Origin of the sequence: Streptomyces scopuliridis RB72 (assembly GCF_000718095.1) — a bacterium.
Lineage (GTDB): Bacteria > Actinomycetota > Actinomycetes > Streptomycetales > Streptomycetaceae > Streptomyces > Streptomyces scopuliridis.
In genome coordinates this window covers 262,308-280,494 of the sequence record NZ_JOEI01000007.1, presented here as the reverse complement: position 1 = coordinate 280,494, position 18,187 = coordinate 262,308, and the positions used below count along the sequence as shown (strand labels likewise).

The following is an 18,187-nucleotide window of genomic DNA, read 5'->3' as shown; positions in this document are numbered from 1 at the left end:
TGCATAACGTAGTGCCTAGGGCTGACATCGCGTCCTAAGTTTGAGAAAACGAAGGGGGCGTACGTGAAGTTCCCGCGCGCCCCCCGTCAACTCGGTGACTACGCCGGTCAGTCGAGCCGGTACAGCTCGCGGTACGACGGGAACGTTCCGCCGGGTCCCGCCACGCTCTCCGCCGCCTCGACCGCGGACACGATTGCCCTGGTCACGACGTCCGCCCCGGCCGCCAGCACCTCATTGAGCGCGAGCGGATCCCCCTCGGCGAGCGGGAGTTGACCCGTCGCCAGGGCGAAAACCGTGTCCCCGTCATTGAGCAGATGCACGGGACGGACGGCGCGCGCGATGCCGTCGTGCGCCGTGCCCGCGAGCTTGTGCGCCTGCGCCCGGGACAGTCCGGCGTCGGTGGCGACGACGGCGAGCGTGGTGTTCAGCGGTGGCGGTCCGTTCCGCTCGCGCAGCTCGGCCAGCCGTCGCTGGGCCGCCTCGTGGACCTCGGGCGCCGGGTACTCCGTACGGCCGTTGAGGTAGCGCCCGTACAGCACGCCCGTCAGCGGATCGATCGCGGAACCCGCCGCGTTGGCCACGACCAGGGCGGCCACCGTGATCCCGGAGTCCAGGACCAGGCTCGCCGTACCGACCCCGCCCTTGACCGGACCGACGAGAGCGCCCGTCCCGGCCCCGACGCCGCCCTCCGCGACCGGTGCCCCGCTCTCCGTACCGGCCGCCGCCTCCACCGCCGCACGGCCCGTCGCCGCGTTCGGGCGGACCCGCCAGTCGCCACCGCGCCCCAGGTCGAAGACCCCGGCCGCCGGCACGACCGGCACCACCTGGGACGGGTCGGGACCCACCCGGATGCCGCGCCCGCGCTCCTCCAGCCACGCCATCACCCCGGACGCCGAGTCGAGCCCGTACGCGCTGCCGCCCGTCAGCACCACGGCCTCGACGCGCTGGACGATATTGCGAGGATCAAGGGCGTCGGTCTCCCGGGTGGCCGGCCCGCCGCCCCGTACGTCCACCGCGGCCACCACCCCGCCCTCCGGGGCGAGAACGACGGTGGTGCCGGTCAGCGCCCGGTCCCCGGCCACGTGGGCGTGCCCGACCCGCAGGCCCGCCACGTCGGTCAGTGCGTCATTGGATGTCATGAACCCCCATCCGTACCACGGGCGTCCGCACGCCCGGCGAGCGTCCCCCCCACCGCCACGGTCGCCGCCGCCACCAGCCCCGACGCGAGGACCGCCCAGGCCCCGAGGAACGTACAGGTGACGATCGCCGCCGCCGAGGCCGGCAGGACGAGCTGCTGCGCCGTACTGGTCTTGAAGTGGCGCGCGTGCAGCAGCCAGACCGTGAGCAGGAAGAGAGCGGCCGGGACGGTAACGGCGGCGGAGGCGGCGGTCGTCGGGATATGCGCCTTGCCGACCGCTTGTTCCACGGCCACCTCCACCCCCGCGCCGATCGCGGCGGCGGAACCGAAGATCACGAAGTGCCCGTAACCCCACGGAATGGCCTGCCGGTTGCCGGTCAGGCGCTCGTGGGCGGGGGCCGCGAAATAGATCCACCAGGCGGCGAAGACGGTGAGGATCCCGCCGGCCGCGATGGGCAGCAACTCCCCGAGCGAGTCGTGCTCGTCCAGCGCCGACTGCACGGCGATGGTCCCGGCTGACATCGTCTCGCCCAGCACGATCAGGGTGAACAGCCCGTAGCGCTCCGCGATGTGATGTGGATGCCAGGGCGTCTCGTGCCCCTGCTCCGCGATCACCGGCACCAGCAGCTCGGCCGCCACCAGGATCAGGAACAGCCAGTGCTTCATGCTGTGGGGAGCGGCCAGCAAGGCCACCCAGGCCGCCTGACAGAGCACCAGACCGAACGCATAGCGCAGATTGGTGCGCCGGGCGGGGCTCCCCGGCGCCTCGGACGCCGCCGCCCGCAGCCACTGCCCGGTCAGCGTCACCCGCATCACCAGATAGCCGATGACGGTGACGGTCCAGTCGTCGTCGACGAAAGCGCGCGGCACCCCGGCGGCGTAGATCAGCACCCCGGAGATCTGTACCAGCGTCGCGATCCGGTACGGCACGTCGTCGCAGTCGCGCCCAGCACAGCAGAGGTACGAGTGGCGGGCCGGTGAGGCGCGCGCCGCGTGCCACCCCGGCCGGGGCGGGTCGCTCCGGGCCGTCCTCGTCCGTGCTGGCGCGGACCGCGCCCCCGTACCCTGGAGCCATGAGCACCGCCCCCACCCCCGAGCCGCCGGCAGCGGAGCAGCCCCAGTCGGCCGAGCCGTCCCGGCCGCCCCGCCCCAATCCGGCGTTGATCTTCGACGATCCGCTGGACCAGCAGTCGACGGACGACACGGACCGTGGCTGGGGAGACCGGCCCGGCGGGAGCGGTGACAGCGCGGCCGATCTCGCGCGCTTCCTCGACGAGAAGCCGCCCCACCACCTCTGACCGGCGTTGAAGCGATCAGACGCTACGGATTGCCCTGCCCCGGATTGTTCGGTCCCGGGGTGGTCTGACCGGGGGCGGTCTGACCAGAGGTGCTCTGCCCAGGGACGGCCGTCCCTGGCCCGCGCTGCGCGATCAGCGTGTCCCTGATCTCCTTCAGCACCTCCAGCTCGCTGGCCTCCACAACCTCCTGGACCTCTTCCGTGGCGGCCTGCTGCCTGGCCCGCCTGGCGAGGTACTTGGCCATCGGCAGGACCATCAGGAAGTACACGACGGCCGCCGTGATCAGGAACGTGAGGACCGCGCTCAGCACCGTTCCCCACATGATCGGAATGCCGCTTACGATCTCGCCCGCGTCGTTCGTCTCGCACGGCAATTTCAGGCACGAGCTGTACTTGTTCAGATCCTGGGTGCCGAACGCGCCGACCACCGGGTTGATCAGACCCTTGACGACCGAGTTCACCACGTTCGTGAACGCCGCGCCGATGACCACCGCGACCGCGAGGTCGATCACGTTGCCGCGCATCAGGAAGGCCTTGAAGCCCTCCAGCACGCTCTCCTTCTCCTTGCCCACGAGTGAGCCTTTCTTCGCATGTGCGGTAGAGGTGACAATCAGCTTCGCAACCTACGGGAGCGCGTGCCCACACTGTCCAATCCGCAGACGCGATCAGGCGACCCCACAGCTCGCCAGTGCGAGTGCGAACGCCCCGGCCCAGCGCGAACCGCCCCCGCACAAGCCACCCCCGCGCGAGCCGGCTCAGCACAGCGTCACCGCCAGCCGTGATGTGGCGCCCGCGCCGGCCAGCTCCGTGGCGGTCGCGCGTGGAACGGACAGGACGATCAGCGCCCCGCCATCCCAGCCATCCCCGATGGTCTCCGGTGCCTTCGGAACCTCGGTCACCCGGGCGCCCGAGGCCACCACCCTCGCCTCCGGAGCCCCTTCCGCCGCCGCGATCACATCCACCCGGTCTCCTCGGCGCAGCAGACGGACCGTCGCGGCGTCCGCGATCCGTACCGGCGCGGACACCATCTCCGCGGCCCGCTGAGCGCGAGGCGGCCGGGACGGCGGTGGCACCGCCGCGGCGCCGGGCGCCGTGGACTCCGCGCGCGCGTCGGCGTCCGCCGCCGTACCGACCGAGCCCCCCGCCCCGGCGGCGGCCAGCGCGGCAGCCGTCATGGCCAGACCGGCCGCCGTCGTACGCCGCCGCCGGAACAGCGCCCTGCGCAGCCGTCGGCCCGAGCCCCGTACCCGCAGCGGACCGAAGGGCGGCACACCACACGGCTCGGGCGCGGCGGGTGAGGGGAGGGGGGAAGGAAAGGGTGAGGTGAGCGAGGAGGGGACGGGCGAGGGGTGCGGGAGCGGAGGAAGAGAGGGAAGGGACGGATCGTGCGAGAAGGAACGGGACATGGCAATCGCCACCTGCTGTGAGGAGTTCTGCGGTCGCTCCTCACGATGCACGGTCCGTCACGATCCCGCTGCGGCCTGTGAATCAGTCGCCGATTGTGGACAACTTCCTCACCCACCGGAGTGGTTCAGGCGGGCGTCGACGCAATTCCCGGTTTCTCGCGCATGGTTGGCGAAGGAGCCGGGCACATCCTGATCAAGGCAGCTCGATACCGGTGTCGATCCCGTCCAGAGCGTGCGCGCACAGACAGTTACGCGTCTCGCTCGCCTGCAATCCGCCCACCGCGTCGAACAGCACCGTGCGCAGCCGGTCGACATTCGAGGCGAAGACCTTGAGGACCTCCTCGTGGGAGACCCCCTCGCCGGTCTCCGCGCCCGCGTCCAGGTCCGTCACCAGAGTCATGGAGGTGTAGCAGAGCCCCAGTTCACGAGCGAGTACCGCCTCGGGGTGTCCGGTCATCCCGACCACCGACCAGCCCATCGCCGCATGCCACCGCGATTCCGCCCGCGTCGAGAAACGCGGTCCCTCGATGACCACGAGCGTCCCGCCGTCCACCGGCTCCCAGTCGCGCCCCCGCGCCGCCGCCAGCGTTGTCCTGCGTCCCTCAGGGCAGTAGGGATCGGCGAGCGAGATGTGCACGACCTTCGAGGTGCTTCCGTTCGGAAGCGGCAGCCCGTCGTAGAAGGTCTGCGTGCGCGCCTTCGTACGGTCCACCAACTGATCGGGTACGAGCAGCGTGCCCGGCCCGAACTCCGGCCGCAGCCCGCCCACGGCACACGGGCCCAGAACCTGCTTCACACCGACGGAACGCAGTGCCCACAGATTGGCGCGGTAGTTGATGCGGTGCGGTGCGAGGCCGTGGGACCGGCCGTGCCGGGGCAGGAACGCGACCTGTCGGCCGGCGATCTCGCCGAGGAAGAGGGAGTCGCTGGGAGGCCCGTAGGGGGTCTCCACCTCGACTTCGGTCACATCCTCCAGGAAGGAGTAGAAACCCGAGCCACCGATCACACCGATCTCTGCGTTCGCCATCCGATCACAGTAGCCGTACTCGCCCGCGCGTACGCGAAAGACCCCGGCCGTTCAGAACGGCGGGGTCCCCACGAAACAGAACGAGAAAGGAGAGAGGCGTCAGGCGGCCGAAGAGCCGCTGGAGCTGCTCGACGAGCTGGAGCTGGAGCCCGAACCGGACCCGGAGCCACCCGAGGAGGAGCCCGAGCCGGAAGAGGACGAGGCCGACGCCGGGGCCTTGGACTCCGACGACGAGGACGACTTCGTATCCGCGGAACCCGAGGTGGAACCCGAGGAACTCGTCGAAGCAGGCGCGCTGCTCGACGACGAGCCACGACTGTCGTTCCGGTAGAACCCGGAGCCCTTGAAGACGATGCCGACCGCGGAGAAGACCTTCTTCAGGCGTCCTTGGCAATTCGGGCACACGGTAAGGGCATCATCGGTGAACTTCTGCACCGCCTCGAGGCCCTGGCCACACTCGGTGCACTGGTACTGATAGGTCGGCACTTGCTCCTCCTGGCACTCTCACTCAATGAGTGCTAACGACGCTCCATAGTGACGTATTCCGCGCGATCAGTCCACTGTCACCGGCACGCGGTGACTCTTCCCACGCGCGGCGACCCGCCCGGGGACCTTCGGGGTCAGCCTCGAATGCAGCGCGATCAGCGTGACCAGCGCCAGCGCGGTGCCCACCAGCGGCACCAGGAATCCGGCGCTCGCGCCATGGGCGTCCGCCAGCTGTCCGGCGACGGTCACCGCCGCGGCCTGGCCGAGCGCGACGGCGCCGGTCAGCCAGGTGAACGCCTCGGTACGGGCCGAAGCGGGCACCAGCGACTCGACCAGCGTGTAGCCCGTGATCAGCGCGGGCGCGATGCAGAGTCCGACCAGCAGTCCGAGTCCGGCGAGCAGCGGCACCGAGTGCACAGCCCACAGCGCTGACGCGGCCAGCGTCAGCCCCGCGTATCCGACCACCAGCCTGCGACGCGGCCCGATCTTCCAGGCCACGGCCCCGCAGACGATTCCGGCGAGCATGTTGCCCGCCGCGAAGACGCCGTACAGCAGACCGTTCACGCCGGGGTTGCCGATCTCCTCGGCGAAGGCGGTCAGCGAGACCTGCATCCCCCCGAAGACCGAACCGATCCCAAGGAAGGAGATGGCGAGAACCCGCACCCCGGGCACGGAGAGCGCGGAGACGCGCGGCTCTGCCGAGCCGCCTTCCCCACGCCGGCCGGTCTTGGGCTGGGTACCCCGCTGGGCGGCGAAGAGCAGCCCGCCGGCCAGCGTCAGTACGGCTTCGGCGATCAGTCCGGCCGCCGGGTGGACGCCGGTGCACAGTGCGGTCGCCAGTACCGGGCCGATGACGAAGGTGAACTCGTCCGTCACGGACTCGAAGGCGGCAGCCGTCGGGAGCAGGGACGCGTCGCCACGGGATCCGGATCCGGATCCGGATCCGGATCCCGAGCCCGAGCCCGAGCCCGAGCCGGAGCCCGAGCCCGAACCAGAACTGGAGGGGCTGCCTCCCAGTACGGCGGCCCAGCGTGACCGGACCATGGGACCGATCTGAGGAACGGAGGCGCCCGTCGGGACAGCGGCGAGGAACAGCGCCCACAGCGGGGCACCAGCGAGCGCGAGCGCGATCAGCGCCGTGACGGACACGGTATGGAGCAGCACGCCCGGGACGAGCACCGCGCGCTGCCCGAACCGGTCGGCGAGCTTTCCGCCCTGCGGTGCGAAGAGCGCCATGGAGACGCCGGTCACCGCGGCGACGGCTCCCGCGCTGCCGTACGAGCCGGTCGTGTGCTGGACCAGGAGCACGATGCCGATCGTCAGCATCGCGAAGGGCTGCCGGGCGGCGAAACCGGGCAGCAGGAACGTCCAGGCGCCAGGTGTGCGCAGCAGCCGTCCGTATCCGGGGCGGGGTGTCGCGGCCGGGGTGGCGTCCTCGGCGGTGTCGACCGTGTTGTGGGACACGGTCCTTGCCTTTCTGCCGCCTGGTAGCGCGCCCCTGGATGTACGGGCGCCGCCGAGAGCTGTCCTCTTGCGCGGAACTGCGGTAGATACCAGGGCCCACATCGGGGAACGCCACGGCCGCCATACGGTCGCGCCAGCACTGCGTCAGGCAGAGTTGGTCGATCAACTGTGCCTTCATCGTACAGGTGCGAACGCCACGCCACCTGGGAAAGGAGTGAACACCATGAACGTACGCCTGCGATTACGAGCGGACGCTGCCACCGGTCCCGGTCCCCGCGCCGGTCCCGGCCCCCGTACCCGCGCCCGTCCCGAGCCAGTCGGCCAGCTTTCCGCCCTGTCCGACCGCCCGCAGCCGTCGCTCGGCGGCGTCCCGTACCGGATCGGTCGCGACCACCAGGAGCTCGTCGCCGCGGCGCAGTACGGTCGCAGGCTGCGGTACGAAGCTCTTGCCGTCCCGTACGACCAGGGTCACCGCGGACCCGGCAGGGAGCCGCAGTTCCCCGACCTCCACGCCGTGCATCTTCGAGTGCGCGGGGATCGCCACGGAGAGCAGATGGCCTCGCAGCCGCTCCAGCGGCGCGGACTCGATGCCCAGGTCGGCGGCCTCGGAGGGGTCGCCGAGCCGCAGGGCCTTGGCCAGCCAGGGCAGCGTCGGCCCCTGGATCAGCGTGTAGACGACGACCAGGATGAAGACGATGTTGAAGATCCGGAGGCTGCCCTCGATGTTCGAAACCATGGGGATGGTCGCCAGGATGATGGGCACCGCGCCGCGCAGACCGGCCCAGGACATCAGCGCCTGTTCCTGCCAGGGGATACGGAACGGCAGCAGGCTGATGAGCACGGCCAGCGGCCGGGCCACCACGGTCAGGACGAGACCGACGACGACCGCGGGCAGGAAGTCGTCGCCCAGCTCGTGCGGGGTCACCAGCAGCCCGAGCAGGACGAACATGCCGATCTGGGCGATCCAGCCGAGCCCCTCCGCGAACCCGCGGTTGGCCGGGGCGTGCGGCAGCTTGGAGTTCCCCAGGATCATCGAGGCGAGATAGACGGCGAGGAAGCCGCTGCCGTGTGCCGTGGCGCCGATCGCGTACGCCGAGACGGCGATGGCCATCACGGCGATCGGGTACAGCCCGGAGGCGGGCAGGGCCACATGCCGCAGCCCGAAGGCGCCCGCCCAGCCCACGGCCAGTCCGATGCAGGCGCCGATCGCCAGTTCCAGCGTGATCTCACCGACCAGCACGTACCAGTGCTCGGCCGGGCCCGACGCCGAGAGCGCGACCACCATGATCACCACAGGGGCGTCATTGAAACCCGACTCGGCCTCCAGCGCCCCGGTCACCCGGGACGGCAGCGGCACCTTGCGCAGGACGGAGAAGACCGCCGCGGCGTCCGTCGAGGAGACGACCGCGCCGACGATCAGCGCCTGCCGCCATTCCAGGCCGATCAGATAGTGCGCGGCGGAGGCGGTCACCCCGACGCTCACCGCGACGCCCACGGTCGAGAGCACGGCGGCGACGGGCAACGCCGGTTTCACTTCTTTCCACTTGGTGCCCAGACCACCCTCGGCCAGGATCACCACAAGGGCGGCATACCCGATGACCTGCGTCAGTTCGGCGTTGTCGAACTTGACATGAAAGAGGCCGTCCTGCCCTATGACGACCCCGATCCCGAGATACAGCAGCAGGCTGGGGAGCCCGCTCCGGGAGGAGATCCGGACGGCCGCGACCGCGATCAGCAGCACGAGAGAGCTGATCAGCAGGAGTTCATTGAGATGGTGGACAGACAGCGGCCGATCCTTCCCCTCGCGCATGCCGGATCGTTCCTCCGGCAGCCGGTACTTCGTTACCTTACCTAATCTTTAACGTTTTCTTGATGCTTTCGATCGCCAGTACGAGCCGATGTGATCTGCGCCTCCCTCGCGGCCGCTATCCGCCGGGAATCATGGCGTGATCACCTGTGCGATCGTCCGACGAGTCGCACTACATGACACCGCGTCCGGGACGATGAACGGCTGCGCCTATGGTTGCTCCAGCATTCCAGGACCACCCTGCCCCTCGAAGGACAGCGATGCCCGCCAACACAGCCCCCCCTTCCGCCAAAAAGAAGGGGCGACGCGCCCGTCTGATCGTGATCGTCCTGGTGCTGGCGCTCGTCGGCGGTGTCGGCTACGGCACGTACTGGGGCGTCAGCACGGTCCGTGCCTCCTTCCCCCAGACCACGGGGACGCTCGAACTCAAGGGCCTCTCCGGGCCCGTGGACGTCAGACGCGACAGCTACGGCATCCCGCAGATCTACGCGAACAGCGACCAGGACCTGTTCCGCGCCCAGGGCTTCGTCCAGGCACAGGACCGCTTCTGGGAGATGGACGTCCGGCGCCATATGACCTCGGGACGGCTCTCCGAGATGTTCGGCAAGGGCCAGGTCAAGACCGACACCTTCCTGCGCACCCTCGACTGGCACGGGGTGGCACAGCGCGAGTACGACACCAAGCTCTCGGCGGAGACCAAGAAGAACCTCCAGTCGTACGCGGACGGCGTCAACGCGTATCTGGAGGGCCGCGACGGCAAGGACATCTCCGTCGAGTACGCCGCGCTGAGCTTCACCAATGACTACAAGCCCGAGAAGTGGACGCCCGTCGACTCGGTGGCCTGGCTCAAGGCGATGGCCTGGGACCTGCGCAGCAATATGCAGGACGAGATCGACCGCTCGCTGCTGACCAGCCGGCTGAGCGATCAGCAGATCGACGACCTGTATCCGTCGTACCCGTACAACCGGAACAAGCCCATCGTCAGCGAGGGCGGGATCGACCCGATCACCGGCAAGTACGACCCCAAGGCCGAGCCCAGCGCCGCCACAGGAGACGGCACGGGAAGCGGTACGGGCACAGGCACGGGCACAGGCACGGGCACGGGCACAGGCCTCGGCACAGATGGCACAGGCACAGGCGGGACGGGCACAGGCACAGGCACAGGCACAGGCACCGGCATAGGGACCGGCACCGGCACCGGCGGGGAGAGCACCGCGTCCGACGCCACCGCCGGCTTCAACTCCCAGCTCGACGCCCTCTCCGGCACGCTCGACGAGATCCCCGAGCTGCTCGGCCCGAGCGGCAGCGGCATCGGCTCGAACTCCTGGGTCGTCTCCGGCCGGTACACGACCACGGACAAGCCCCTCCTCGCCAACGACCCGCATCTCGCGCCCCAGCTGCCCTCGCTCTGGTACCAGATGGGTCTGCACTGCCGCAGCGTCTCGGAGACCTGCCAGTACGACGTCGCGGGCTACACGTTCGCCGGGATGCCCGGCGTCATCATCGGCCACAACCAGGACATCGCCTGGGGCTTCACCAACCTCGGCGCCGATGTGACCGATCTCTTCCTGGAGAAGGTCAACGGCGACTCCTACCAGTACGGCGACAAGGAGAAGCGGTTCAAGACCCGCGAGGAGACCATCAAGGTCGCGGGCGGCCAGAGCAAGACGATCACCGTCCGCTCCACCAACCGCGGCCCGCTGGTCTCGGACCGCGACAGCGAGTTGGTGAAGGTCGGCGAGAAGGCCCCGGTCGGCGATGTCGCGCCGGACCGCGGCTCCGGCTATGCCGTGTCGCTCCAGTGGACGGCGCTCCAGCCGGGCAAGTCCATGGACGCGGTCTTCGAGCTCAACCGGGCCAAGGACTTCAGCCAGTTCCGCAAGGCCGCCGAGCACTTCGAGGTCCCCTCGCAGAACCTCATCTACGCCGACACCAAGGGCCACATCGGCTACCAGGCGCCGGGCAGCATCCCCATCCGCTCGGAGGGGTTCGACGGTCGGACGCCGGCTCCGGGCTGGGACCCGAAGTACCAGTGGAAGGGGTACATCCCCTTCGACGAGCTGCCGTACGAGTACGACCCGGAGCGCGGCTATATCGTCACCGCCAACCAGGCCGTCGTCGACTCGGAGAAGTACCCGTACCCGCTGACCGAGGACTGGGGCTACGGCGCCCGCAGCCAGCGGATCAACGACCTGATCGAGTCGAAGATCAAGGACGGCGGGAAGATCTCGACCGACGACATGCAGACCATGCAGATGGACAACACCAGCGAGATCGCGAAGCTGCTGATGCCCTATCTGCTCAAGATCAATGTCTCGGACCCGTCCGTACGTGAGGCGCAGAAGCTCCTCGAAGGCTGGGACTACACCCAGGAACCCGACTCCGGGGCCGCCGCCTACTTCAACGCGGTCTGGCGCAATGTCCTCAAGCTCGCCTTCGGGAACAAGCTTCCCAAGGAGGTACGGGTCAAGGGCGAGTGCCTCAATGTCCGTCCCGCCGACAGCACGGGGCCGGCGGACGACGACATACAGCTGGTACGGGAGTGCGGCCAGCGCGCGCCCGACGCTGCCCAGCCGGACGGCGGGGACCGCTGGTACGAGGTCGTGCGCGGCATCATCAAGGACGAGAACAACACGTGGTGGAGCTCCCCGGGCAGCCGCAGGGACGATGCCACCAAGACCCGCGACAAGCTGTTCGCGCGCGCCATGGAGGACGCCCGCTGGGAGCTGACCGCCAAGCTCGGCAAGGACGTCTCCAGCTGGAGCTGGGGCCGGCTGCACCAGCTCCAGCTGGACAACCAGACCCTCGGGACCAGCGGCCCCGGCTTCCTCAGGCAGATGCTCAACCGCGGCCCGTGGAACCTCGGCGGCGGCGAGGCCGCGATCGACGCGACGGGCTGGAACGCGGCGGGCGGCTACGAGGTCGTGTGGGTGCCGTCGATGCGGATGGTCGTCAACGTCGGTGACTGGGACAAGTCCCGCTGGATCAATCTGACCGGCGCCTCGGGGCACGCGTACAACACGCACTACACCGACCAGACGGACAAGTGGGCCAAGGGCGAGCTGCTCGACTGGCCCTACAAGGTCAGCACGGTGGAACGCGCGACGAGCGACACCCTCACGCTCAAGCCGCCCAAATCGTGAGCCGGGGGCACGGGGGCACGGCGCATGGGCCGACGGTGACCGCCCCCGGCGCCGCCAGGGCCTAACGCCGGTCGTCGAAGCGCCTGACGCCCCCCGGCGTCACCACGGCCCGTACGGGGTGGTCGTGCGGTTCCTCAGGGACCCGTGCGACCACCTCGTTCTCGTACAGCAGGACGGTCAGCGCGGGTTCGGCGCCGGCCCGGGTCAGCCGGCCGAGGACCCGGTCGTACGAGCCGCCGCCCCGCCCCAGCCGCATCCCGCGCCCGTCCACCGCGAGGCCGGGCAGCAGCACGACCTCGGCCTCCAGTACCGCGTCCACGCCGAGCCGGGTACCGTCAGGCTCCAGCAGTCCCCGCCCCGCCCGCACCAGACGGTCCGCGCCCTCGTACTCCGCCCAGTCGAGGTCGTTGTCCGCCAGCAGCACCGGCAGCAGGACCCGTACCCCCCGTACGCGCAGCGCGTCGAGCAGCGCGCGCGTGCCCGGCTCGCGTCCCACCGAGACATAGGCGGCGACGGTACGGGCGCCGGCGAGCTCCGGCAGATCGAGTGCGCGCCGCGCGAGAACCGCCGCGGTTTCACGGGCGTCCTCACTGGACAGGAGCGCTCTCACGGCGAGGAGTTCACGGCGCAGCGCGGCCTTTCCGGTCATGTCATTACTCATCATTACGCACCGGACATCACAAACCTCGCGTCTGCTCTTTTATGAGACGAAAGTTAACCGGAGTATCATCTTCCGCCCATACAGCGCGGATAGGGTACTCCGCATGACTCACTCGTCCTCCCGGATCACCAAGGCTGTCATCCCCGCCGCGGGCCTCGGCACCCGGTTCCTGCCCGCCACGAAGGCCACTCCAAAAGAGATGCTGCCGGTCGTGGACAAACCCGCGATCCAGTACGTGGTCGAGGAGGCGGTGGCCGCCGGGCTCTCCGACGTCCTCATGGTGACCGGCCGCAACAAGCGTCCGCTGGAGGACCATTTCGACCGGAATTACGAGCTGGAGGAGGCGCTTACCCGGAAGGGGGACGCCGGCCGCCTCGCGAAGGTCCAGGAGTCCAGTGACCTCGCCACCATGCACTACGTGCGTCAGGGCAACCCCAAGGGCCTCGGCCACGCCGTGCTCTGCGCCGCCCCGCACGTCGGCGACCAGCCCTTCGCGGTGCTGCTCGGTGACGACCTGATCGACCCGCGCGACCCGCTGCTGTCCCGCATGGTCGAGATCCAGGAGCGCGAGGGCGGCAGCGTCATCGCGCTGATGGAGGTCGACCCGAAGCAGATCCATCTCTACGGCTGCGCCGCCGTGGAGCCCACCGGTGACGCCGATGTGGTCAAGGTGCACGATCTGGTCGAGAAGCCCGACACCGCCGACGCCCCCAGCAATTACGCGATCATCGGCCGCTATGTCCTCGACCCCGCCGTCTTCGACATACTGCGCCAGACCGAGCCGGGCCGCGGGGGTGAGATCCAGCTCACGGACGCGCTTCAGCAGCTGTCCGTGGACGAGAAGGTGGGCGGACCGGTCCATGGCGTGGTTTTCAAGGGCCGTCGCTATGACACAGGTGACCGCGGCGACTATCTGCGTGCCATTGTCAGACTCGCGTGCGAACGTGAAGACCTGGGCCCGGACTTCCGTGCCTGGCTCCGCAGTTATGTCAGCGAGGAGATGTAGCACTTGAGCAGCACGGCAGAATCGGTACCGGCCGCCGGCCACGAGCGGCTCTGGTCGGTGGACGACCATCTCGCGGACATCCTCGCCGCGGTCCACCCGCTCGACCCCATCGAGCTGCAACTGCCCGACGCACAGGGCTGTGTGCTGGTGGAGGACGTCACGGTACCGGTGGCTCTGCCGCCGTTCGACAACAGCTCCATGGACGGATACGCGGTCCGTACGGCCGATGTCGCGGGCGCCACCGACGAGTTCCCGGCCGTGCTGACCGTCATCGGCGATGTCGCGGCGGGCAGCGGCGCGTTGCCCGAGGTCGGCCCGGGGCAGGCCGCCCGGATCATGACCGGCGCCCCGCTGCCGCCCGGCGCCGAGGCCGTCGTCCCGGTGGAGTGGACCGACGGCGGCGGGGGCGGCGCCGCGGCCACCTCGATGCGCCCCGCGGGCGTCGGCGGTGAGGGCGCGAGCGGTGAGGTACGGGTGTTCCGCTCGGCCGAGGCGCGCGCCCACGTCCGCTCGCGCGGCAGCGATGTGCGCGCCGGAGACCTGGCCCTGGAGGCGGGCACGGTCCTGGGACCGCCGCAGATCGGTCTGCTGGCCGCCATCGGCCGCGGTTCGGTACGGGTCAGGCCCCGCCCGCGCGTGGTCGTGCTCTCCACCGGCAGCGAGCTGATCCAGCCCGGCGAGGAGCTGGGCGAGGGACAGATCTACGACTCGAACAGCTTCGCGCTCACCGCCGCCGCCCGGGACGCGGGCGCCATCGCCTACCGGGTCGGCGCCGTCACCGACGACGCGGACACGCTCCGCGCCACCATCGAGGACCAGCTGATCCGCGCCGACATGGTCGTCACCACGGGCGGCGTCAGCGTCGGGGCGTACGACGTCGTCAAGGAGGCGCTCTCCTCCGTCGGCGACGAGGACGAGCCGGGAGGCGGGGTCGACTTCCGCAAGCTCGCCATGCAGCCCGGCAAGCCGCAGGGCTTCGGCTCGATCGGCCCGGAGCACACCCCGCTGCTCGCCCTCCCCGGCAACCCGGTCTCCTCGTACGTCTCCTTCGAGCTGTTCGTGCGCCCGGCGATCCGCGCCCTGATGGGCCGGAAGGACGTGCACCGCCCCGTCGTCCGGGCGACACTCGCGGCCGGCAAGACGCTGTCGTCCCCGAAGGGCCGCCGCCAGTTCCTGCGCGGTACGTACGATGCCGAGGAAGGCACGATCACCCCCGTGGGCGGCGCCGGCTCCCATCTCATCGCCGCCCTCGCCCATGCCGACGCGCTGATCGTGATCCCGGAGGAGTCCGTCTCGGTGGAGCCCGGCACGGAGGTCGGCGTCGTCCTGATCGGCTGACCACCGCGCGGTGGCGGTACCGTGTCTGCCCACACAGGCCCCGTCGGGCCCGGACCGGGAGCGCCACAGCGAATGACCGTGTTTTCCCGGGGGGAAACCCCCGGAACCCCTCAGCAAGGCAGCTTGACGCATATCGACGAGTCGGGCGCGGCTCGTATGGTCGACGTCTCGGCGAAAGAGGTCACGGCGCGCGTCGCGCGCGCCAGCGGCCGGGTGCTGGTCTCGCCGCGCGTCGTCGAACTGCTCAGGGGCGGGGGAGTGCCCAAGGGGGACGCCCTCGCCACCGCCCGTATCGCGGGCATCATGGGTGCCAAGCGGACCCCCGACCTGATTCCGCTCTGCCATCCGCTCGCCGTCTCGGGGGTCACGCTCGACCTCTCGGTCGCGGACGACGCCGTCGAGATCCTCGCGACGGTGAAGACCACCGATCGCACGGGCGTCGAGATGGAGGCCCTGACCGCCGTCTCGGTGGCCGCGCTGACCGTGGTCGACATGGTGAAGGCGGTCGACAAGGGCGCGGTCATCACGGACGTACGGGTCGAGGAGAAGACGGGCGGCAAGTCGGGCCACTGGACCCGGCCCGAGGCGGAGGTGCCGCCCGAGGAGGCGGTCTCCGAGGCGGACGGGGGCGCGCAGTGAGTACGCCCGCGAGAAGCGGCGGCCCCGGGCCGCGGTCCGCTTCCCCGTCCCCGTACCGCGCCCTGGTCGTCACGGCGTCCAACCGCGCCGCCGCCGGGGTCTACGCCGACACGGGCGGCCCGATCCTCGCCGACGGTCTGAGCGCGCTGGGCTTCGCGGTCGACGGACCGAAGGTCGTCCCCGACGGGGATCCGGTCGAGCAGGCCCTGCGCGAGGGCGTCGACGCCGCGTACGACGTGATCCTGACCACCGGCGGTACGGGCATCTCCCCCACGGACGGCACCCCGGACGCCACCCGGCGCGTGCTCGACTACGAGATCCCGGGCATCCCGGAGGCGATCCGCGCCGAGGGCGCCGCGAAGGTCCCCACCGCCGCCCTCTCCCGGGGCCTGGCGGGTGTGGCGGGGCGGACCCTGATCGTGAACCTGCCGGGCTCGACGGGCGGGGTACGGGACGGCCTCGCCGTGCTCGGCCGGCTGCTCGTCCACGCCGTGGACCAGATCCACGGCGGCGATCACCCCCGTACCTCCGGATGAACCCGGCCTGGCCCGTGATGCTGGTGGACGGCGATATCACCCTCCGCCCCATAAGGCTGCGCGACCAGCGCGCGTGGCGTGAGGTGAACCGGCGCAACCGCGACTGGCTGCGGCCCTGGGAGGCGACGATCCCGCCGCCGCCCCCGGGCGGCCCGGTCGCCCAGCGCCCCACCTACCGTCAGATGGTCCGCCATCTGCGCGGCGAGGCCAACGCCGGCCGGATACTGCCCTTCGTCATCGAGTACCAGGGCCGGCTCGTCGGCCAGCTGACCGTCGCCGGCATCACCTGGGGCTCGATGTGCTCGGGCCATGTCGGCTACTGGGTGGACCGCGAGGTCGCGGGGCGCGGGGTCATGCCGACCGCGGTCGCCCTCGCGGTGGACCACTGCTTCCGTACGGTCGGGCTGCACCGCGTCGAGATCTGTATCCGCCCGGAGAATGGCCCCAGCCGCCGGGTCGTCGACAAACTCGGATTTCGCGAGGAAGGGCTGCGGCCCCGCTATCTGCATATCGACGGGGCGTGGCGGGATCATCTCGTCTATGTGCTCACGGCCGAGGAAGTGCCCGAAGGGCTGCTCCGGCGATGGCGCAGGGTCCGGCCAGGGGCGACCGGCAACGATCAAAAAATGAAATAAGTGTTCGATATTGATCGGCATATGGCCATAAACTGATCCGCACCATCACAAAAAAAGTCAGTGCTATCAGCTAGATCGTGCGACACACCGGCTCAATTGGCGGATGCCCTCGTGCGAACCCCTCTACGGTGTGAACCGTGAGCAGCAGCGGCCTCATCTACGCAGTCATCGTCGGGGCCTGGGCCGCCTACTTGGTGCCGATGTGGCTCCGCAGGCAGGACGAGCTCAACGAGGCACGCCCGACGGAACGCTTCAGCACCGCCATCCGGCTGCTGTCCGGACGGGGGGCCATGGAGCGCCGTTACGCCAAGGAGCTTCAGGAGCGCACCGCCGAGGAGGCGGGGCCCGACGGGGAACCGGACAGCCGCACGGAGTCGATCAGCTCCGTCGACGTCCGGGCCTTCTCCGCGCCCGCGGCCCGTACCGAAGCCCGGATGGAAATCCGCGCGGACGTCCCGGCGCCGGCCAGGTCCGGCGCCACGCGCCCGGCGTCGCGTCCCGCCCAGGCATCCCGCCCGGCGCCCGCGCGCCCCGCGCCCGACCGTGCGGCGCCCGCTCCCGAGCGGCGGGCCCCCGAGCGGCGCGCGCGGCCCTCGGGCGCCGCGGCGGAACGCGCCCGGCGCGCACAGCGCCTCCAGGTCCTCGCCCGTCGGCGCCGTACCACCGTGATCCTCTTCCTCGCCTTCACGCTCGGCACGATCGTCGCGGCGGTCGGCGGCCTCGGCTTCCTCTGGGCGCCGGCCCTCCCGGCCGTACTGCTCAGCGTGTACATCGTGCATCTGCGCGGCCAGGAGCGACGGCGCTTCGCGTTCACCATGGACCGGCGCAGGGCCGAGGCCGCCGCGCAGCGGCTCCGCGAGAACCGCCCGCGCCGCCACCAGTCGTCGACGGCCGCCGCGGGCGAGCCGGACGAGGAGCCCGAACCCGGCCCCGAGCCGGCCCCCGCCCCCACGGTCTCGCCCCAAGAGGCGGGCCGCCGTGCCCTGGTCGAGCAGACCGACCACGCGGAGTGGGTGGACCAGCAGCGCGAACGTGGCCCGGCGAGCGGCGACAGCTGGGACCCCGTACCGGTCCCGCTCCCCACGTACGTCACCGCGCCGGTCGCACCCCGCGCCACCGGCGGCGTCGAGGTCAGCGACCCGGAAACATGGAGCGCGGCCCGCTCCTCCACGGCCGAACCCGCCACGGAGCCCCCGCCGCCACCCCGCGCCCCGGCACCCCGCCGCACGCGCGACCGCGGCAGGACCCCGCTGTTCGACCAGTACGACGAGGGCGACCGCCCCCGCGCGGCCAACGAGTGACCCACCGCCCCCCACCCCGCCCCCGCTCACCCCGCCCACCCCCGGGCCCGGTGACCCGGTGACCAGCCGCTAACGGATTTCCGGGCACGGCGGCGGGGGTGCTAAGGTTTCACTCGTTGCAAGGGCCTGTGGCGCAGACTGGTAGCGCACCTCGTTCGCATCGAGGGGGTCAGGGGTTCAAATCCCCTCAGGTCCACAACAACAACGAGAATCCCGTCCGATCGGAAGATCGGACGGGATTCTCGCGTTTCCAGGGATTGTTCAGGGAGTTCGCGGGGCGCGCAGCGACTCCAGCAGTTGTGA

16 protein-coding genes, 1 tRNA gene and 1 pseudogene are annotated in these 18,187 nt (G+C 70.5%); 9 read left to right on the top strand and 9 right to left on the bottom strand.

Features of this window, described 5'->3' with window-relative positions:
• Positions 1–107: 107 nt before the first annotated feature.
• Positions 108–1,139, bottom strand: coding sequence for a P1 family peptidase (locus IF11_RS0110325; protein ID WP_030351205.1), 1,032 nt, complete (start codon positions 1,137–1,139; stop codon positions 108–110).
• Positions 1,136–2,080 (bottom strand): annotated as a pseudogene (locus IF11_RS0110320) (low temperature requirement protein A); the annotation flags it as partial. The pseudogene IF11_RS0110320 and the gene IF11_RS0110325, both read right to left, overlap by 4 nt.
• 131 nt (positions 2,081–2,211) lie before the next feature.
• Between IF11_RS0110320 and IF11_RS0110315 the strand changes: the two are divergent.
• Positions 2,212–2,436, top strand: a complete 225-nt coding sequence (locus IF11_RS0110315; protein ID WP_030351203.1) for a hypothetical protein — start codon at positions 2,212–2,214, stop codon at positions 2,434–2,436.
• A gap of 22 nt (positions 2,437–2,458) precedes the next feature.
• On the opposite strand, the gene mscL is transcribed toward IF11_RS0110315, so the two are convergent.
• The 6 genes from mscL to IF11_RS0110285 form a co-directional block, all read right to left on the bottom strand.
• A complete protein-coding gene (gene mscL / locus IF11_RS0110310) occupies positions 2,459–3,007 on the bottom strand; it encodes a large conductance mechanosensitive channel protein MscL (protein ID WP_051745751.1) in 549 nt (182 codons plus the stop codon).
• Positions 3,008–3,190: 183 nt separating this feature from the next.
• The gene (locus IF11_RS0110305; protein ID WP_244888230.1) at positions 3,191–3,841 is read right to left on the bottom strand and encodes a hypothetical protein; all 651 of its coding nucleotides are present in this window, start codon (positions 3,839–3,841) and stop codon (positions 3,191–3,193) included.
• A 193-nt stretch (positions 3,842–4,034) separates the two neighbouring features.
• A complete protein-coding gene (locus tag IF11_RS0110300) occupies positions 4,035–4,868 on the bottom strand; it encodes an S-methyl-5'-thioadenosine phosphorylase (RefSeq protein WP_030351200.1) in 834 nt (277 codons plus the stop codon).
• A gap of 99 nt (positions 4,869–4,967) precedes the next feature.
• The gene (locus IF11_RS0110295) at positions 4,968–5,354 is read right to left on the bottom strand and encodes an FmdB family zinc ribbon protein (RefSeq protein WP_030351199.1); all 387 of its coding nucleotides are present in this window, start codon (positions 5,352–5,354) and stop codon (positions 4,968–4,970) included.
• 66 nt (positions 5,355–5,420) lie between these two features.
• Positions 5,421–6,818 (bottom strand): MFS transporter, encoded by a 1,398-nt coding sequence (locus tag IF11_RS0110290; protein ID WP_030351198.1) that lies wholly within the window; start codon positions 6,816–6,818, stop codon positions 5,421–5,423.
• A 241-nt stretch (positions 6,819–7,059) separates the two neighbouring features.
• Positions 7,060–8,628 (bottom strand): potassium/proton antiporter, encoded by a 1,569-nt coding sequence (locus tag IF11_RS0110285; protein ID WP_106979138.1) that lies wholly within the window; start codon positions 8,626–8,628, stop codon positions 7,060–7,062.
• Between the two features lie 257 nt (positions 8,629–8,885).
• On the opposite strand from IF11_RS0110285, the gene IF11_RS0110280 reads away from it, so the two are divergent.
• The gene (locus IF11_RS0110280) at positions 8,886–11,768 is read left to right on the top strand and encodes a penicillin acylase family protein (protein ID WP_030351196.1); all 2,883 of its coding nucleotides are present in this window, start codon (positions 8,886–8,888) and stop codon (positions 11,766–11,768) included.
• Positions 11,769–11,829: 61 nt separating this feature from the next.
• Here the strand turns inward: IF11_RS0110280 and IF11_RS0110275 are convergent, their stop codons facing one another.
• Entirely contained in the window at positions 11,830–12,429 is a 600-nt protein-coding gene (locus tag IF11_RS0110275) for a 5-formyltetrahydrofolate cyclo-ligase (RefSeq protein ID WP_030351195.1), read from the bottom strand.
• A 103-nt stretch (positions 12,430–12,532) separates the two neighbouring features.
• Between IF11_RS0110275 and galU the strand changes: the two genes are divergently transcribed.
• The 7 genes from galU to IF11_RS0110240 all read left to right on the top strand — a co-directional run bounded on the left by galU (position 12,533) and on the right by IF11_RS0110240 (position 18,080).
• Positions 12,533–13,435 (top strand): UTP--glucose-1-phosphate uridylyltransferase GalU, encoded by a 903-nt coding sequence (gene galU, locus IF11_RS0110270; RefSeq protein WP_030351194.1) that lies wholly within the window; start codon positions 12,533–12,535, stop codon positions 13,433–13,435.
• Positions 13,436–13,438: 3 nt separating this feature from the next.
• Complete coding sequence (gene glp / locus IF11_RS0110265; RefSeq protein WP_030351193.1) at positions 13,439–14,773, top strand: molybdotransferase-like divisome protein Glp; 1,335 nt, start codon at positions 13,439–13,441, stop codon at positions 14,771–14,773.
• 72 nt (positions 14,774–14,845) lie between these two features.
• A complete protein-coding gene (moaC, locus tag IF11_RS0110260) occupies positions 14,846–15,412 on the top strand; it encodes a cyclic pyranopterin monophosphate synthase MoaC (RefSeq protein WP_078490594.1) in 567 nt (188 codons plus the stop codon).
• A complete protein-coding gene (locus tag IF11_RS0110255) occupies positions 15,409–15,948 on the top strand; it encodes a MogA/MoaB family molybdenum cofactor biosynthesis protein (RefSeq protein ID WP_051745748.1) in 540 nt (179 codons plus the stop codon). Before moaC ends, IF11_RS0110255 begins: the two co-directional genes overlap by 4 nt.
• Positions 15,945–16,583 (top strand): GNAT family N-acetyltransferase, encoded by a 639-nt coding sequence (locus tag IF11_RS0110250; RefSeq protein ID WP_078490593.1) that lies wholly within the window; start codon positions 15,945–15,947, stop codon positions 16,581–16,583. The genes IF11_RS0110255 and IF11_RS0110250 overlap by 4 nt, the downstream gene beginning before the upstream one ends.
• A 137-nt stretch (positions 16,584–16,720) precedes the next feature.
• Complete coding sequence (gene sepX / locus IF11_RS0110245; RefSeq protein WP_030351189.1) at positions 16,721–17,884, top strand: divisome protein SepX/GlpR; 1,164 nt, start codon at positions 16,721–16,723, stop codon at positions 17,882–17,884.
• 122 nt (positions 17,885–18,006) lie between these two features.
• Positions 18,007–18,080 (top strand) — tRNA-Ala (locus IF11_RS0110240).
• Positions 18,081–18,187 lie beyond the last annotated feature (107 nt).

Bases quoted from the DNA above. Each gene is read 5' to 3' on its own strand.
- IF11_RS0110305 (WP_244888230.1), bottom strand. From the start codon at position 3,841: ATGTCCCGTTCCTTCTCGCACGATCCGTCCCTTCCCTCTCTTCCTCCG.
- galU (WP_030351194.1), top strand. From the start codon at position 12,533: ATGACTCACTCGTCCTCCCGGATCACCAAGGCTGTCATCCCCGCCGCG.
- IF11_RS0110300 (WP_030351200.1), bottom strand. From the start codon at position 4,868: ATGGCGAACGCAGAGATCGGTGTGATCGGTGGCTCGGGTTTCTACTCC.
- IF11_RS0110275 (WP_030351195.1), bottom strand. From the start codon at position 12,429: ATGAGTAATGACATGACCGGAAAGGCCGCGCTGCGCCGTGAACTCCTC.
- moaC (WP_078490594.1), top strand. From the start codon at position 14,846: ATGACCGTGTTTTCCCGGGGGGAAACCCCCGGAACCCCTCAGCAAGGC.
- IF11_RS0110280 (WP_030351196.1), top strand. From the start codon at position 8,886: ATGCCCGCCAACACAGCCCCCCCTTCCGCCAAAAAGAAGGGGCGACGC.
- IF11_RS0110325 (WP_030351205.1), bottom strand. From the start codon at position 1,139: ATGACATCCAATGACGCACTGACCGACGTGGCGGGCCTGCGGGTCGGG.
- IF11_RS0110285 (WP_106979138.1), bottom strand. From the start codon at position 8,628: ATGCGCGAGGGGAAGGATCGGCCGCTGTCTGTCCACCATCTCAATGAA.
- IF11_RS0110250 (WP_078490593.1), top strand. From the start codon at position 15,945: ATGAACCCGGCCTGGCCCGTGATGCTGGTGGACGGCGATATCACCCTC.
- IF11_RS0110315 (WP_030351203.1), top strand. From the start codon at position 2,212: ATGAGCACCGCCCCCACCCCCGAGCCGCCGGCAGCGGAGCAGCCCCAG.